The organism is Paenarthrobacter sp. NPDC058040 (assembly GCF_042885775.1).
In the GTDB taxonomy this organism is placed as follows: domain Bacteria; phylum Actinomycetota; class Actinomycetes; order Actinomycetales; family Micrococcaceae; genus Arthrobacter.
Genome location: NZ_JBHVRN010000001.1, coordinates 542,586 through 557,616, shown reverse-complemented (window position 1 = coordinate 557,616; position 15,031 = coordinate 542,586). Strand labels below are relative to the sequence as shown.

Annotated in this window: 16 protein-coding genes; 3 read left to right on the top strand and 13 right to left on the bottom strand. The window is 64.3% G+C overall.

Translation table 11 applies throughout. The features are described 5' to 3' along the window. Positions 1–35 precede the first annotated feature (35 nt). The 3 genes from ACFVSJ_RS02455 to ACFVSJ_RS02445 are packed head-to-tail and all read right to left on the bottom strand — an operon-like array spanning position 36 to position 3,593. Entirely contained in the window at positions 36–1,586 is a 1,551-nt protein-coding gene (locus tag ACFVSJ_RS02455; protein WP_387433949.1) for a molybdopterin-dependent oxidoreductase, read from the bottom strand. Continuing rightward, positions 1,583–2,773 carry a sensor histidine kinase gene (locus ACFVSJ_RS02450; protein WP_387433947.1) on the bottom strand — a complete coding sequence of 397 codons (1,191 nt, stop codon included), beginning with the start codon at positions 2,771–2,773 and terminating at the stop codon, positions 1,583–1,585. Before ACFVSJ_RS02450 ends, ACFVSJ_RS02455 begins: the two co-directional genes overlap by 4 nt. Next, positions 2,760–3,593: a response regulator transcription factor gene (locus ACFVSJ_RS02445; RefSeq protein ID WP_387433945.1), complete on the bottom strand. Its 834-nt coding sequence runs from the start codon at positions 3,591–3,593 to the stop codon at positions 2,760–2,762. The genes ACFVSJ_RS02450 and ACFVSJ_RS02445 overlap by 14 nt, the downstream gene beginning before the upstream one ends. A gap of 69 nt (positions 3,594–3,662) precedes the next feature. On the opposite strand from ACFVSJ_RS02445, the gene moaA reads away from it, so the two are divergent. Together moaA and ACFVSJ_RS02435 are read left to right on the top strand one after the other, a co-directional pair. Continuing rightward, positions 3,663–4,790, top strand: a complete 1,128-nt coding sequence (moaA, locus tag ACFVSJ_RS02440) for a GTP 3',8-cyclase MoaA (protein ID WP_387433942.1) — start codon at positions 3,663–3,665, stop codon at positions 4,788–4,790. A gap of 4 nt (positions 4,791–4,794) precedes the next feature. Beyond that, positions 4,795–5,061: a MoaD/ThiS family protein gene (locus ACFVSJ_RS02435; RefSeq protein WP_387433940.1), complete on the top strand. Its 267-nt coding sequence runs from the start codon at positions 4,795–4,797 to the stop codon at positions 5,059–5,061. 9 nt (positions 5,062–5,070) lie between these two features. On the opposite strand, the gene ACFVSJ_RS02430 is transcribed toward ACFVSJ_RS02435, so the two are convergent. From ACFVSJ_RS02430 to truB, 8 genes are all read right to left on the bottom strand, one after another. After that, positions 5,071–5,532 (bottom strand): DUF1579 domain-containing protein, encoded by a 462-nt coding sequence (locus ACFVSJ_RS02430; RefSeq protein WP_387433939.1) that lies wholly within the window; start codon positions 5,530–5,532, stop codon positions 5,071–5,073. A 96-nt stretch (positions 5,533–5,628) separates the two neighbouring features. Beyond that, a complete protein-coding gene (locus ACFVSJ_RS02425; protein ID WP_387433937.1) occupies positions 5,629–6,972 on the bottom strand; it encodes a M16 family metallopeptidase in 1,344 nt (447 codons plus the stop codon). A 76-nt stretch (positions 6,973–7,048) separates the two neighbouring features. Beyond that, complete coding sequence (locus ACFVSJ_RS02420; RefSeq protein ID WP_387433934.1) at positions 7,049–9,298, bottom strand: polyribonucleotide nucleotidyltransferase; 2,250 nt, start codon at positions 9,296–9,298, stop codon at positions 7,049–7,051. Between the two features lie 240 nt (positions 9,299–9,538). Further along, complete coding sequence (gene rpsO / locus ACFVSJ_RS02415) at positions 9,539–9,808, bottom strand: 30S ribosomal protein S15 (protein WP_387433932.1); 270 nt, start codon at positions 9,806–9,808, stop codon at positions 9,539–9,541. Positions 9,809–9,965: 157 nt separating this feature from the next. After that, positions 9,966–10,949, bottom strand: coding sequence for a bifunctional riboflavin kinase/FAD synthetase (locus ACFVSJ_RS02410; protein ID WP_387433929.1), 984 nt, complete (start codon positions 10,947–10,949; stop codon positions 9,966–9,968). Between the two features lie 67 nt (positions 10,950–11,016). Then, positions 11,017–11,484, bottom strand: coding sequence for a hypothetical protein (locus tag ACFVSJ_RS02405; RefSeq protein ID WP_387433928.1), 468 nt, complete (start codon positions 11,482–11,484; stop codon positions 11,017–11,019). A 2-nt stretch (positions 11,485–11,486) separates the two neighbouring features. Next, positions 11,487–11,840: a hypothetical protein gene (locus ACFVSJ_RS02400; protein ID WP_387433926.1), complete on the bottom strand. Its 354-nt coding sequence runs from the start codon at positions 11,838–11,840 to the stop codon at positions 11,487–11,489. 2 nt (positions 11,841–11,842) lie between these two features. Then, positions 11,843–12,796, bottom strand: a complete 954-nt coding sequence (truB, locus tag ACFVSJ_RS02395) for a tRNA pseudouridine(55) synthase TruB (RefSeq protein ID WP_387433924.1) — start codon at positions 12,794–12,796, stop codon at positions 11,843–11,845. 34 nt (positions 12,797–12,830) lie between these two features. On the opposite strand from truB, the gene ACFVSJ_RS02390 reads away from it, so the two are divergent. Then, positions 12,831–13,985, top strand: coding sequence for a pyridoxal phosphate-dependent aminotransferase (locus ACFVSJ_RS02390; protein WP_387433923.1), 1,155 nt, complete (start codon positions 12,831–12,833; stop codon positions 13,983–13,985). Positions 13,986–14,026: 41 nt separating this feature from the next. On the opposite strand, the gene ACFVSJ_RS02385 is transcribed toward ACFVSJ_RS02390, so the two are convergent. Both ACFVSJ_RS02385 and rbfA read right to left on the bottom strand, forming a co-directional pair. Further along, the gene (locus tag ACFVSJ_RS02385; RefSeq protein WP_387433920.1) at positions 14,027–14,509 is read right to left on the bottom strand and encodes a nucleoside deaminase; all 483 of its coding nucleotides are present in this window, start codon (positions 14,507–14,509) and stop codon (positions 14,027–14,029) included. A 17-nt stretch (positions 14,510–14,526) separates the two neighbouring features. Beyond that, positions 14,527–15,030, bottom strand: a complete 504-nt coding sequence (rbfA, locus tag ACFVSJ_RS02380; protein ID WP_387433918.1) for a 30S ribosome-binding factor RbfA — start codon at positions 15,028–15,030, stop codon at positions 14,527–14,529. Position 15,031: the final 1 nt, after the last annotated feature.

The window sequence follows — 15,031 nt, the reverse complement described above, 5'->3', positions numbered from 1 at the left end:
ATCCGAAGTGGTCCGGACCTACCCAGAGTAGGGCCTCAAGCCACCTTGAGGTTGATCGTGTGGTAACCGGTGGCTCCGTCAGGGGCCACCGGAGTGCGGTTTTCGCTTTGGGGCTGACCCGTTGAGTCGGTGGCACGGACTTGTATCTCGTAGTCTCCGGGCGTCATCTGGAGGCCAAGCTGCCACTGGTACCACGTGTCGTTGGAGATTCCGGCCGCCAGCGTTGCCTGTTGCCAGGCTCCCCTGTTGACGCGCAGTTCCACGCGGCTGATCCCGCGGTGCTGTGCCCATGCTACGCCGCCGAACTGGACTGCCCCGGCCTTGGCCGTCCGGCCGCTGCGGGGAACATCGATGCGTGATTGCGTCTTGATGGGTCCGTGATCGCTCCATCCCCGCGTTGACCAGTAGGCCGTATCGTCGGCGAACCGCGTTACTTTGAGTTCGGTGAGCCACTTGGTAGCGGAGACGAAACCGTAGAGTCCGGGCACGATCATGCGCACAGGGAAGCCGTGCTCCAGGGGCAGGGGCTCGCCGTTCATGCCCACGGCCAACAAGGCGTCCCGGTCATCGGTTAAGACTTCGAGCGGCGTGCTTGCCGTCCACCCGTCGTTGCTGGTGGAGAGCACCATGTCGGCTCCAGGTTTGGGACCCGCCATGGCAAGCAATTCGCGGATCGGCCAGCCCAGCCAAAGCGCGTTGCCGATCAAGTCCCCGCCCACGTCGTTGGAGACGCACGCGATGGTGATGTGCTTTGCCATCATGGGTTTCGCCAAGAGGGTCGCGAAGTCGATCTCAACCTCGCGCTCCACCATTCCGGTGACCTTCAGCTTCCATGATGGGGGTTCGATCGCCGGCACGGTCAGGGCCGTGTCGATCCTGTAGAAGTCCGCGTTGGGCGTCACCAGCGGACTGATGCCCTCCACGTCCAGTGACGCGCCTGAAGGAATGGGCTGTGGAGGTTCCACCGGAGCCGGCAAGGTCAAAGAACCGCGGAAACTGGAGGCGACGGCCGTTGCCCGGGTGAGTACCGCGGTGACAGTTCCAGCCACGAGAGCGGCAATGGATGAGACAGCCATGGCGTTAAGGAAACTGCGCCGGGCAAGCGGCGACGGCTCACGGAAAGCTCCTGGGATCCCCGTACCTTCCACTGGCGCCCACTCCAGCAGACGTCGCACCAGCGTCCGCAGCAGCGCCATGGTCACCACGGTGGCAATAATCGGAGCAAATCCCGCTTGCGGCGTGGATTGGGCACGCGTCAGCACTGCCGTCAGCCCAGCGATCCCTGCCAGGCCGGCCAGCACCAGCCCCAATCCCTTGCGGCGGCGTTCCAGGACTCCGGCCACTGCGGCAAGGACAGCAGCAACGAGCACAATCGAGGCAACCAGGACGATCTTGTCCGCGGTTCCGAAGAGCTGGATCACCGCATCCTTGACGCCCGGAGGAACGGAATCGATCACCGCACCTCCCAGTGCCGTCACCGGTGAGACCAAGGGGCTCAGGAAGCCCGCGGTCAACTCGCCGGCTGCAATCCCTGCGGCACCGGCAACCACTCCGGCCCCCGCAGCCCAGGCTCCGGCCCGTTTCATGATGTTCCTCCTTGGACGTTGTGCGTTCCAGTACCGCCGCCGGCCGGCAGGGACAGCGCGAAGCGGCAGCCGCCGTCGACATTTTCCACACTCACGGTTCCTCCGTGGGCCTTGACGATTCCGGCCACCATGCTCAAGCCAATGCCGGCTCCGCTGTAGCTTCCCTGCAGTTCGGCGGGGCTTCCGCGCGCCGGGTCCTTCTGCCAGCCTGTCTCGAACAAGTGCGGCAGGTCCTCTGCCGGAATGCCGCCGCACTGGTCCTGGACGGCAACCACGGCGTGACCGTCGTCGCGGCCCACGGTGACGTGCACGTCCGTGTCCGGCTTGCTGTAGATGATCGCGTTGAGGAGAACGTTGCGCAGGGCCCTGGCGACGCTTGGACCATCGGCCACGGCCATGCACTCACGGTCGCCGCCGCCGTCGAGCGTGATGCCGCGTTTGGCGGCCAACGGACCCACATCTGACAGGGCGTCGCTGACCAGGTCATAGAGGTCCAACGGTTCGGCACGCAATTGGAGCGAACCGGCCTGGATCTTGGACAGTTCAAGGAGGTCGTTGACCATGGCCGTCATCTGCTCGGTCTGCCCGATGATCTTGCGGTAATAGGCGGGGACATCCGAAGCCATGCCGTCCTCCAGGGCTTCGGTCATGGCGCGCATGCTGGCCAGCGGCGTACGGAGGTCGTGCGAAATCCAGGAGACGAGTTCCCGTCTGGCCGTCTCAATGGCGGCCTCACGCTCCCGGGACTCGGCCAGGCTCCGGCTGCTGGCTTCCAGTTCCTGGGCGAGCTCGGCGAGTTCGGAGGTCATGGGCGGTGCGGCCCTCTGGCCGTCCGGAGCATGGTGGAGGGTTTCGCCGCGGCCGATCCTGCGGGCCGCGTCCACCAGGCGTGCGGCGTTCCTGGACACTCCGGCCCCCAACATGAGGGACAGCGTCACGGCAACAGCTGAAGCAACGGCCAGGATGTACCACATGACTTCCAGGTCCCTCGCTGAGATGAACATGGCGTTGAAGGCGCTCACCATACCGGCCACCAGGACGGCAACAGTGGCTACAACCACCAGGCAGATCTGTGCCAGGACCGACGCGCGACGCAAAGCCCGGAGGCCGAAGAGCGTGGCGGTGCCAATAACCACAGCCCACAGAAGAACCCACGCAAGGATGGTGGCGAGCTCATTGCCCTGCATGCCCATCCCCTGCCGTATCGAACCGGTAGCCAACACCCCATACGGTCTTGAGCAACTCGGGCTTGGTGGGATTCTCCTCGATTTTTTCGCGGAGCCGCCGGACGTGGACCGTCACGGTTGAGAGATCGCCGAAGTCCCAGCCCCACACGGCCTTGATGAGTTCCTCCCGGCTGAACACCTGGTTGGGACGCCTGAGCAGGAACGCCAGCAAATCGAACTCGCGGACCGTCAAGGTCAATGCCTGGCCGTAGTGGCTCACCGTGCGGGACGCGGGGTCCAACACGAACCCGGCCACTTCCACGGTGGGCTCCGGACTGAATTCCCTGATGCTGCGGCGGAGCACCGACTTGACGCGAAGCACCAGTTCCCGCGGCGAGAACGGCTTGGTGACGTAATCGTCGGCCCCCATCTCCAGGCCGAGGATCCGGTCGTCTTCGGTTCCCAGGGCAGTGACCATGATGACGGGCACGCTCATGGTCAAACGCAACCTCCTGCACACTTCCACGCCGTCCAGTCCCGGCAGCATCCTGTCCAGGATCACAAGGTCCGGCTGGCGGGTCGCGGCCAGCTTGAGCGCCGTGAAGCCGTCACCGGCGAGGTCCACCTGGAAGCCCGCACTGACGAGATAGTCGCGGACGACGCCCGCGATGGTCTGTTCGTCCTCGACGAGGAGGATGCGGCGGTTTCCGGGTTCCGTCGCCGCTGTTGCCGCATGGATGGTCACGCCTTCAGCATAGATTCGGACGGGATGCCGGGCACGCCATCCGGACCTTGGTGGGCCAAGCGTACGGATTCCGTAAGAACTCTCTCTCCCGGTCATGAAGTCCGCACAGCGGAATGGAAAGCTTTCGGTGTCACAGATCACGTGACCTTGCCGTAGCCTTGATATATGAGTGTTCAGCTTGGTATGCCGGTGCTCCCCTCGGGCGGCGCTGCCGGGGGTGCAGCCATTCCGCCGCCCCGTCCTGCTGACGCGCCCACCGGGCTGTGGGACCGCTACGGCCGTCGGGCCACGGACATGCGGCTCTCCCTGACGGACAAATGCAATTTGCGCTGCACCTACTGCATGCCCGCCGAAGGGCTCGAGTGGCTTTCCAAGCAAGCAGTCATGACCAAGGATGAAATTGTCCGCATTGTCGGGGTGGGCGTGGACGCCCTGGGGGTACGGGAATTGCGCCTCACCGGAGGCGAGCCCTTGGTACGGGCTGACCTGGTGGACATCATCGCCGCCCTGCGCAGCGAACACCCGGACCTCCCCATCTCCATGACCACCAACGGCGTGGGACTGGACAAGAAAGCGGCCGCACTGAAGGCCGCCGGCCTGACGCGGATCAATGTCTCCCTCGATTCGCTGCATGAGGAAACGTTCACCCAACTCACGCGGCGGCCCTTCCTGGATCGCGTTTTGGCAGGAGTGGATGCCGCTTGGGCTGCCGGTTTGGGACCCGTCAAGTTGAACGCCGTGCTGATGCGGGGAATCAACGACGCCGAATCCCCCGACCTCCTCGCCTGGGCCTTGGACCGCGGCTACGAGCTGCGTTTCATCGAACAAATGCCCTTGGACGCCGACCACGGCTGGACGCGCCGCAACATGATCACCGCGGCAGAGATCCGCGGGTTGATGTCTGAACGCTTCGTGCTCAGCGCCGACCAGCGCGAACGCGACGGCGCACCGGCAGAACGCTTTGAAGTCCGACGCCGGGACACGGCTTCCGGTGAGGCCACCGGACCGGTCCTGGGCACCGTCGGTATCATCGCCTCCGTCACCGAGCCGTTCTGCTCCGACTGCCGCCGCACCAGGATCACTGCCGAAGGCAAGATCATGAGTTGCCTGTTCTCGCATGAAGAGTTCGACCTCCTTGGACTCCTCCGCGAAGGAGCGACGGACCAGCAGCTTGCAGAACGCTGGCAGGATGCCATGTGGATCAAACCCAAGGCCCACGGCATGGACCACACCGGACTGGGTGCACCCGATTTCGTGCAGCCGGACCGCAGCATGAGCGCAATCGGAGGCTGAACCCTTGCTAGTCCGTTACTTCGCTGCCGCACGCGCCGCCGCTGGAGTCGAAGAAGAAATCCACGCACTTCCGGAAGGCAGCAGCCTGGAATCCCTGCTGGAAGCCGCACTCGCCGTCGAACGACCGATGCCGCCGGAAGGGACGCCGACGCTGGCGAGGATCGTGGCACGCAGCAGCTTCCTCCGCAACGAAGTGGTTGTCCGGGACCATTCGGCATCCCTCGGCGCCGATGACGTCATTGACGTCCTGCCCCCTTTCGCCGGCGGCTGAGCGCAGGCCCTAGTCCTTCCTGAAGACGCTCTTCAAGAGCGGGCTGAAGCCAGCCTTGCCTTCCAGGCGCAGTTCTGCAGTGTGCACCAAGACGCCGTCCTCCACCCGGAAAGTGTGGCGGGCCACGCCGTCGTCCGTCCTGCGCTCCAGTGTCAAGACGCCGGAAGCCCAGTGGCCGCGGACAGGTGCCGCCGGTGGCCGTCCCAGACTGTCCACGTAATACCAAAGCGTGCCGCCATGGGCCTGGTCTACCGTGAACATGCCGTGGCCCTCAAGGTGTGCCCCGTCCGGTTCGCGGTGTCGGTAGCTTTGCACCACTGCGTGTCCGCCCGCGACCGCCGTGAACGCAACCTCGGCCTCGGCAGTCCTGGCGGCTCCCCACGGCGACGGGGCTATCTCCGTGATCCCCCGCCAATGTCCTATGAACGGACCCAGGAGGTCCGCGGCACGTTCGGTGTTCGGCTGGTTCATGACTTCTCCGGCTGTGGCAATCAACAAACAAGGCAGCATGATCGTGTGATCATGCTGCCTTGATGACAGTCGCGAGTCCAGAGCCTCCGGACGGCTTTAGAGACCGAACGTCTCGTTCTCTTCGAACGGTCCCACCACAGTGATGGTCCGGGGAGCGGCGGCGAGTTCGCGGGCAAGTTCCTGCACCTCGTCTACCGTCACGGACTTGATCCGGTCAAGGGTCTCGTCGATGTCCTGGAATTCTCCCGAAACCAGTTCGGCACGGCCCAGCCGGGACATGCGGGAGCCGGTGTCCTCCAGTGCCAGGACAATCCCGCCGCTGAGCTGGCCAACAGCCTTCTTCAGCTCGTCCTCGGTAATTCCGTCGGCGGCCAGTTTGTCCAATTCCACTCCCAGGAGCTCCAGGACCTGCTTGACCTTGGACGGCGTGCAGCCAGCGTACATCCCGAAGTAGCCGGCATCGGCGTAAGCGGCCGTGAAGGAATAGGTGGAGTACACGAGTCCGCGCTTCTCCCGGATTTCCTGGAACAGCCGTGACGACATTCCGCCACCCAGGACTGCGTTGAGCACGCTCATGACGAACCGGCGGTCATCGGTTGCCACGATGGTGGGGCAACCCATGATGATGTTGGCCTGTTCCACGGGACGCTTGACCACATGGAGCCCGGCGGTGCCCGTGATGACGGCGCGATCCGTGGGACGGCGGTCCACGGGCGCGGCCTCGGCTTCAAGCTGCCAGCCCGCCGATTCCAGCGCCTTCTGCACGAGTCCGCAAACGACGTCGTGGTCCAGGCCGCCCGCAGCGGTGATGACCAATTCTTCGGGGCGGTAATACCGTTGGTAATGGGCCCACACAGAATCCCTGGCCACAGCCTTGATGGCCTCGGGCGTTCCACCGATCGGCCGGGCCAGCGGGTGGTTGCCCAGGACGGCGGCGACGAATTTCTCGTGGGCTACGTCCGTGGGGTCGTCGCTGTCCATCGCAATCTCTTCAAGGATGACGTCCCGTTCCTGCTCCAATTCGGCGGGATCCAAGACGGCACCGGTGATCATGTCGGCAATCACGTCGATGGCCATCGGCAGGTCCGTGTCCAGGACACGGGCGAAGTAGCACGTGCTTTCCTTGGCCGTTGCAGCGTTGGACTCGCCACCCACCTCATCGAAGGCCGAGGCGATTTCCAGGGCAGTCCGTCGCTTGGTCCCCTTGAACAGGAGGTGCTCCAGGAAATGGGTGGAGCCGTGCTGGCCCTCGGCCTCATCCCGCGAACCTACTGCCACCCAGAAGCCGATCGTGGCCGAACGCTGCCCCGGCATCGCTTCCGTGAGGACACGCACGCCGCCGGGAAGGACGGAGCGCCGCACAACGGAACCGCCCTCGGCTCCATGGATCAATTCGCCACCGGGAAGCGTCTGCTGCAACGGCAGGGGTACGACAGTCATTAAAGCCTTTCAGATAAGCCGGAAGGGCCGGTGGACCTTAAAGCCCACCGGCCCCTTCAGGGTACTGCTTTGCAGACTACTCTGCGGATGCCTCAGCGGCTTCGGCCGGAGCGTCCTCGGAAGCGCCTTCTTCCTCGGCAACAACCGGGGACAGGGAGAGCTTTCCGCGGTCATCGATCTTGGTGATCTCAACCTGGACCTTCTGGCCCACCGAGACGACGTCTTCAACGTTGTCCACGCGCTTGCCGTTGGCCAGCTTGCGCAGTTCGGAGATGTGCAGGAGGCCGTCCTTGCCCGGGGTCAGGGAAACAAACGCGCCGAACGTGGTGGTCTTGACCACCGTGCCCAGGTAACGCTCACCTACTTCCGGAACCTGCGGGTTGGCGATGGCGTTGATGGCCGAACGCGCAGCGTCGGCGGACGGACCGTCGGTTGCGCCAATGTAGACCGTGCCGTCGTCCTCGATGGAGATGTCCGCGCCGGTGTCTTCCTGGATCTGGTTGATCATCTTGCCCTTGGGGCCAATGACCTCGCCGATCTTGTCCACGGGGATCTTCACTGCGATGACGCGCGGTGCGAACTCGGAGAGCTCGTCCGGGGTGTCGATCGCGGCGTTGATGACCTCGAGGATGTGGAGGCGGGCTTCGCGGGCCTGCTTCAAGGCAGCTGCCAGGACGGAAGCCGGGATGCCGTCGAGCTTGGTGTCCAGCTGGATGGCCGTGACGAACTCGGACGTACCGGCAACCTTGAAGTCCATGTCGCCGAAGGCGTCTTCGGCGCCGAGGATGTCGGTCAGCGCTGCGTAGCGGGTCTGACCGTCAACCTGGTCGGACACCAGGCCCATGGCAATACCTGCAACGGCGGCCTTCAGCGGCACACCGGCGTTGAGCATGGAGAGCGTCGATGCACACACCGAACCCATGGAGGTGGAACCGTTGGAACCGAGGGCCTCGGAGACCTGGCGGATGGCGTACGGGAACTCTTCACGCGTCGGCAGGACCGGAACCAGGGCGCGCTCAGCGAGGGCGCCGTGGCCGATTTCGCGGCGCTTCGGGGAACCTACGCGGCCCGTTTCACCGGTGGAGTACGGCGGGAAGTTGTAGTTGTGCATGTAGCGCTTGCGCGTTACCGGCGACAACGAGTCGATCTGCTGCTCCATCTTGAGCATGTTCAGCGTGGTGACACCCATGATCTGGGTTTCGCCGCGTTCGAAGATTGCAGAACCGTGAACGCGGGGCAGGACCTCTACCTCGGCGGTCAGCTGGCGGATGTCCGTCAGGCCACGGCCGTCGATGCGGATCTGGTCCTTGAGGATGCGCTGGCGGACCACGTGCTTGGTGACCGAGCGGAATGCTGCGGAGAGTTCCTTCTCGCGGCCTTCGAAGTCTGCGGCGAGTGCCCCGAGGACTTCGTCCTTGAGCTCGTCCGAAGCGTTGTCGCGCTCCTGCTTGTCAGCGATCTGGAAGACAGCAGCAAGCTTGTCAGCGGCAGCGGCTTCTACTGCAGCGTAGGCATCGTCCTGGTAGTCCAGGAAGACGGGGAATTCCACCGTCGGCTTGGCAGCGCGGGCAGCCAGGTCAGCCTGGGCCTCGCACAGGGCCTTGATGAACGGCTTGGCAGCCTCGAGGCCCTCGGAGACAACCTCTTCGGTGGGAGCGGTTGCGCCCTGTTCCTTGATGAGGTTCCAGGAGTTGTCCGTCGCTTCGGCTTCGACCATCATGATCGCGACGTCGTCGCCCGCGATGCGGCCGGCAACAACCATGTTGAAGACGGCGTTCTCAAGCTGCGAGTGCTTGGGGAAAGCCACCCACTGGGAACCCTGCTCGTCGGCGATGAGGGCGACGCGCACGCCACCGATCGGGCCGGAGAACGGCAGGCCGGAGAGCTGCGTGGACATGGAGGAAGCGTTGATGGCGACGACGTCGTAGAGCTCGTCCGGGTTGATGGCCAGGACGGTCACCACGATCTGGACCTCGTTGCGCAGTCCCTTGACGAAGGCCGGACGCAACGGGCGGTCCATGAGGCGGCAAGCCAGGATGGCTTCGGTGGACGGACGGCCCTCGCGGCGGAAGAACGAGCCCGGGATGCGGCCGGCGGCGTACATGCGCTCTTCGACATCGACGGTCAGCGGGAAGAAGTCGAAACCTTCGCGCGGCTGCTTGCCTGCGGTGGTTGCGGAAAGAAGTGCGGTGTCGTCATCGATGTAGACCATCGAAGCGCCGGCGGCCTGCTTGGCAAGGCGGCCGGTTTCGAAGCGGATGACGCGCTTGCCAAAACGGCCGTTGTCAATGATCGCTTCGGAGAACTGGATTTCGGGACCCTCCATGAGAGTCACCTCCGTTTCTGTTAGCGGAAGTCCGCCGCATCAACCCAGGCCCCTTCTTTATTACTGGCCTGTACGACACCCGGTCATCGATCGAGATCCACGGGCGGCATCGTCGCCGATGCCCATCCCGGGAATCACTACCGAGGACCGCGAATGCGCGATGCGGTTGATTCCTGTTTTTAGTTGTTGTGAAGAAGGCGGCCCGTTCCGCGGAGGGAGCGGGCCGCCCCAAAAGGCAGACTAGCGGCGCAGGCCGAGACGCTCGATGAGCGAACGGTAGCGGGCGATGTCGGTGTCCTTCAGGTAGGAAAGCATGCGCTTGCGGCGACCAACCAGTGCGAGCAGGCCGCGCTGGGTGTGGAAGTCGTGCTTGTGCGCCTTCATGTGCTCAGTCAGATCCTTGATCCGCTGGGTAAGGACTGCAACCTGGACCTCGGGCGAACCGGTGTCGCCTTCAGAAGTTGCGTATTCCTTGATGATGGACTGCTTTACAGCGGCGTCAAGTGCCACGTGAACTCCTAGAGTTGTGCCGTGCTTCCCGATGCAGCGCTTCGCTGTCGGGTTGCCTTTGGCGCGTCACCGCACACAAAAACAGGTCCAGCTGCCACGGACTGCGGCCGGAACCATTCAATAGTTTACCGGCAGGCCAGCATTGTTGTCGAAAGCACTATCCCCGGGCCAGGAGCTCGTGCGCCTGGGCCACGTCGAGGTTCATCTGTTCCACCAGTGCCTCAGGTCCGCGGTAGGCCACCATGCCGCGCAGCCGCCGGGTAAATTCCACCGCCACAGTCTGCCCGTAGAGGTTGAAATCTTCCACTTCTTCTTCGGGACGGTCAATGACGTGGGCCTCCACTTGACGGCTCACGCCATCGAACGTGGGGTTCGAACCAACAGAAATGGCGGCCGGCCAACGCGTGCCTGCCTGGTCGATCAGCCATCCGGCGTAGATGCCGTCGGCGGGTACATACCCGGTGGAATCGTGGGCCAGGTTGGCCGTGGGGAATCCAAGGTCACGGCCTCGTGCAGCACCGTGGACCACTTCGCCGCGCATGCGGTGCGGCCGGCCAAGCACGGCGGCCGCCGTGACGACGTCGCCCTCTGCCAGGGCCTCACGCACCCAGGTGGAGGAGCAACGGCGGTCCGTGTCGCCGTCGTCATGAACCGGGAAGCCTCCCGCGCCGTATTCGTTGACCACCTGCACGCTGAAGCCCAACTCATCGCCGAGTTCCTGCATGGTGTCCACATCGCCCACATTGCCGGCGCCGAAGCGGAGATCGTGTCCCACCACCACGTGCGCCGCCCGGAGGCCTTCCACAAGGATCTCATTGACGAATTCCAGCGGCGTCATGGCCGCGAGGTCCAAGGTGTATTTCATGACCAGTACGGCATCCACTCCCGTGGATCCGAGGGCATCCAGCTTGTCCTGCAGGCCCATGATCAGCTCGGGCGCGGATTCCGGCCGGTGAACCTGCGCCGGGTGTGGATCAAACGTGACGGCCACGGCAGGAATGCCGTAGCGCCTGGCTGTTTGGGTGAGTTGCGCGAGAACGTGCTGGTGGCCGCGATGGACGCCGTCAAAGTTCCCGATGGTAACGACTGTCGGGCCGAAGTCCTCGGGGACTTCGGTGGGATCGTTCCAGATGTGGACCATCAACCTCGCCTTTTACTGCTGATTTTCGTTGCACCCGGCAACCATCCGGCGCCGGAACATTCTAAGGTTACCCGCTGTGGCTGTCCGTCTTGGACGGACGGCGGCGGTTGAGCCACAGGAGGCCCAGCACCGGCAGGATAAGCGGCACGAAGCCGTAGCCTCGGCCAAACAGCGACCAGACGGTGTCATGCGGGAAGGCCACAGGATCGAAGAGGCTGACAGCCCCCACCACCAGGACACCAACCAACTCCACAAGCACGGCAGCCAGGGAAACCTTGAACCACGTGCGCCCGGGCTTGGCCAGGGAGATGGTGGCCACGATATAGACCAGCGCCGCGAACGCGGAGAGGATGTGCGCCAGCGGCGCCTCGGAGAACTTGGTGGCAATCTGGTATCCGGCGCGGGCCGTAGCCGAGAGCGCAAAGACGGCATAGACCGCGATCAGCAAACGCCCGGGACCCGTGTTGCGGGTGTCCTTCTTCGGCTTTCCGGAGGCTTCGGTCTCGGTTCCAGTCACGTTGTGTTCTTCTTTCAAGGTCAGTACCAGATCTGGTTCATGCGGGCCGCCATGACCAACGCGGTGACACCGACGGCAGCCAGGACAAAGTTGCTCCATCGCGTGCGTTCCAGGATGGACCAGTACACGGCTCCCAGCGGAATCATGAGGGCAACGATGAGGTAGCCCCAGAATTCCCAGGGTTCGCCCGCCATCTGCTCCCCCAGGGCAACGCGGACAATGGAGCCCACCAGATACACCAGCAGGGCGAGCTCGACGGCCAGCACGGAGAAGATGGTGACATCGTTGGGGGCCTTTTTCAGCAAACCGGCCACCACGCACGTGATGGTGGAGACCAGCCCGACGATCAGGATGGAGTAGAAGTATCCGTCCATGCTTAGTTGTCAGACCCCGTTCCGGCGGCTGGGACGTTTCCGGCACCCGGCCCCGTGCCCGGCGCAAAAACCAGGACGGGCTTGGCAAAGCTTCCGGTGTCGGCCAGGAGCGCTACGAGTTCACCCGACGGCGCGAACGCTGCGGCTGGATTCTCGGCGGTAGCCGCTGACGGCGTCCCTGCACCCGGTCCGGCGGCAATGCGGCGGCCGAAGGAGATCTCAGTGGTTTCGTCGTCCGTCAGGTCGCGGTTGGGCATGAGGGAACGTGCGGCGAGGGACATCTCAAGGACATCGAGCTCCTCGGCCAGCTGTTCGAGCGTGTGGGACTGATCGATCGAATACGGCCCCACTTGGGTCCGCCGCAGGGCGGTGAGGTGCCCACCGACGCCCAGTGCCGAACCAAGATCCCGGGCCAGCGCCCGGATGTAGGTCCCGGAAGAGCACTCCACGGTGACATCCACGTCCACTACCCTGCCGTCGTCGATTCTTTCGATGCCGTGTACCTCGAAACGGTGGATCGTAACGGGGCGGGCTGCAAGCTTCACTTCCTCGCCGGACCGGACGCGCGCATAAGACCGCTCGCCGTTGACCTTGATGGCACTGACGCTGCTGGGCACCTGCTGGATAGGACCGGTCAACGCCGAAACACCGGCAGTAATGGCCGCATCCGTGACCTCCGCCGCGCTGCGCGCCTGGGTGACGTCGCCTTCGGCATCATCGGTGATGGTGCTCTCGCCGAGCCGGATGGTGGCGGTGTAGGTCTTGGACGTACCCACGATGTACGTCAGGAGGCGCGTGGCCTTGTTGATGCCGATCACCAGGACCCCGGTAGCCATGGGATCCAGCGTGCCGGCATGGCCCACTTTCCGGGTACCGGCCAGCCGCCGCATCCGTCCAACCACGTCGTGGCTGGTCCATCCCTGCGGTTTGTCAACGATCACCAGTCCAGAAAGCACGCTTACCAGTATATCGGTGGCTAGGATGGCTCCCATGCCTGAGCTTGCCGAGCACGTCTGCGACGTCCCCGTGAACCAAATCCGAGAGATCACCGAGGCCGCCTGGGCCACCCCTGGAGCGATTGTGCTGAGCATCGGCGAACCGGGGTTCCCGCTCGCCCGGCATGTCCTGGATGCGGGCATCGCGTGCCTGGACCGCGATGAGACCAACTACACGCCCAACGCCGGGATCCCCGCACTGCGCGAAGCGTTTGCCTCGAGGTTCCGCGCACAACAGCAGGTGGACATCCAAGCGGAACGTGTCTACGTGGTGGATGGAGCCCAGCAGGGCCTGCATTTTGTGATGAGCATGCTCCTCTCCGCCGGCGACGAGATCCTGATTCCCAACCCGGGCTACCCGACCTTCGCCATGACGAGCCACCTCCTGCACGCCGTGCCGGTGCAGTACCCGCTGTATCCGGAGAATGATTTCCAGCCTCATATCGAGGACATCGAGGCCCTCATCACGCCGCGGACCAGGGTCCTGATGCTGAACTCGCCGTCCAATCCGTTGGGCGCCGTCATCAGCGAAAAGGCAACCCGGCAGCTGGTGGAACTGGCTGAGAAGCATGACCTCTGGATCATCTCCGACGAGTGCTACGAGGCCTTCACCTTCGACGTGCCGCATGTGAGTCCGGCCCGGTTCGACAGCACCCTCCCCGGTAAGGCCAGGGTCTTTACGTCACTGACCTTGTCCAAGACCTACGGGCTGACTGGTTTGCGCATCGGCGCGTTGATCTGCCCTCCGGGCTTGGAGAAGACCATGAACAACGTGATGGAGTCGATCGTCTCCTGCGTGGCTTCGCCGTCCCAATATGCGGCGTTGGCGGCTTTGACAGGGCCGCAGGACTACGTCGATGCCGCGCGCGAACACTACCGCGGAAACCGGGATGCGGCGTCGGCCATCCTCGCGGACAAGGGAATTCCGTTCCTCGGAGCGCAGGGCGCCTTCTACCTGTGGGCCGACGTTTCGCACGTCAGCGGCGGCGACGTCCGGGCATGGGTACGCGCGTTCCTGGCAGAATCGGGGGTTGCCTTCGCACCGGGGACGGCCTTCGGGTCCATCGGCGAGGGCTGGATCAGGATTGCGCTCTGCGGTGGCCAGGCTGAACTGCTCGACGGCGTTCGTCGCCTGCCCGCGCGGGCGTAAGTGACGCGGGCCTGCTGAACCCGGCAGCCGCCGTCGTGCGTTCAGTAGTCGGTGCGACCGGTGTTGCTCCGCCAGGCGTCAAAAGGCGAGTCGGCCGAGGCCAATGGGGAATGCTCCACCGGCAGCAATTCGGGGCGCTCACCGGAGAAGTACTCGTAGAACAGGGCGTCATCGAAGCCCGCACGGGCAGCCCCGTGCCTGTCGGCTGCAAAGTACACGCGTCCGATCCTGGCCCAGAGGGTAGCCGAGAGGCACAGGGGGCACGGCTCGCAACTGGCATACAGCACGGCCCCCGACAGGTCGAAGTTCCCTGATTCCGCAGCGGCCCGACGGATCGCCACTACCTCTGCGTGGGCCGTGGGGTCGTTGTCACGGGTCACCCGGTTGACGCCCTCGTGGACGCGGCCATCCGCGGTGACAACCACTGCGCCGAAGGGCCCGCCGCCCTCGGATACATTCCGGACGGCGAGCCCTATGGCACGCTCAAGATATTCGGCTCGCTGCTGGTCACTGTGCGCGGACATGCAACGATCCTAGCGGTTCAGCGGTTGGCGTCCTCGTCGAGGTCGTCATCGTCGGTGAGGTCAATGTCCTCTTCGTCGAAGTCGTCTTCGTCGATCTCCTGGGCGGAATCGCTCTTGTACGGATCGGCCTCGCCCGCATGCTTTGCGCCGGCAGCCAGGGCGGCAACCTCGGCGTCGCGGCGCTTGGCCTCGCGCAGCAGTTCCTCAAGGTTCGAGGCGTTGACCGGAATCTGGTCGGCCACGAATTCGAGGGTTGGGGTCAAACGCACCGTGATGTTGCGGCCGACTTCCTGGCGCAGCACGCCCTTGGCCTTCTCCAAGGCCTTCGCGGCGTCTGCGTGGGCAACCTCGTCGCCGAACACCGTGTAATAGACGGTGGCGTGCTGGAGATCGTTGGTGACGCGTGCGTCGGTAACGGTGATGGGTTCAACGCGCGGATCCTTGACCCGACGGCCGAGGGCCTCGGCAACCACCACCTTGATCCGTTGTGCCAACTTGGCAGCGCGTGCCGGATCAGCCATG

What these genes read in the sequence shown, in the direction of transcription:
- ACFVSJ_RS02425 (WP_387433937.1), bottom strand. Translation starts at nt 6,972, where the DNA reads ATGACTGTCGTACCCCTGCCGTTGCAGCAGACGCTTCCCGGTGGCGAA.
- ACFVSJ_RS02430 (WP_387433939.1), bottom strand. Translation starts at nt 5,532, where the DNA reads ATGAACCAGCCGAACACCGAACGTGCCGCGGACCTCCTGGGTCCGTTC.
- ACFVSJ_RS02400 (WP_387433926.1), bottom strand. Translation starts at nt 11,840, where the DNA reads ATGGACGGATACTTCTACTCCATCCTGATCGTCGGGCTGGTCTCCACC.
- ACFVSJ_RS02450 (WP_387433947.1), bottom strand. Translation starts at nt 2,773, where the DNA reads ATGCAGGGCAATGAGCTCGCCACCATCCTTGCGTGGGTTCTTCTGTGG.
- ACFVSJ_RS02385 (WP_387433920.1), bottom strand. Translation starts at nt 14,509, where the DNA reads ATGTCCGCGCACAGTGACCAGCAGCGAGCCGAATATCTTGAGCGTGCC.
- ACFVSJ_RS02455 (WP_387433949.1), bottom strand. Translation starts at nt 1,586, where the DNA reads ATGAAACGGGCCGGAGCCTGGGCTGCGGGGGCCGGAGTGGTTGCCGGT.
- ACFVSJ_RS02420 (WP_387433934.1), bottom strand. Translation starts at nt 9,298, where the DNA reads ATGGAGGGTCCCGAAATCCAGTTCTCCGAAGCGATCATTGACAACGGC.
- ACFVSJ_RS02410 (WP_387433929.1), bottom strand. Translation starts at nt 10,949, where the DNA reads ATGGTCCACATCTGGAACGATCCCACCGAAGTCCCCGAGGACTTCGGC.
- rbfA (WP_387433918.1), bottom strand. Translation starts at nt 15,030, where the DNA reads ATGGCTGATCCGGCACGCGCTGCCAAGTTGGCACAACGGATCAAGGTG.
- moaA (WP_387433942.1), top strand. Translation starts at nt 3,663, where the DNA reads ATGAGTGTTCAGCTTGGTATGCCGGTGCTCCCCTCGGGCGGCGCTGCC.
- ACFVSJ_RS02445 (WP_387433945.1), bottom strand. Translation starts at nt 3,593, where the DNA reads ATGACCGGGAGAGAGAGTTCTTACGGAATCCGTACGCTTGGCCCACCA.
- ACFVSJ_RS02390 (WP_387433923.1), top strand. Translation starts at nt 12,831, where the DNA reads ATGCCTGAGCTTGCCGAGCACGTCTGCGACGTCCCCGTGAACCAAATC.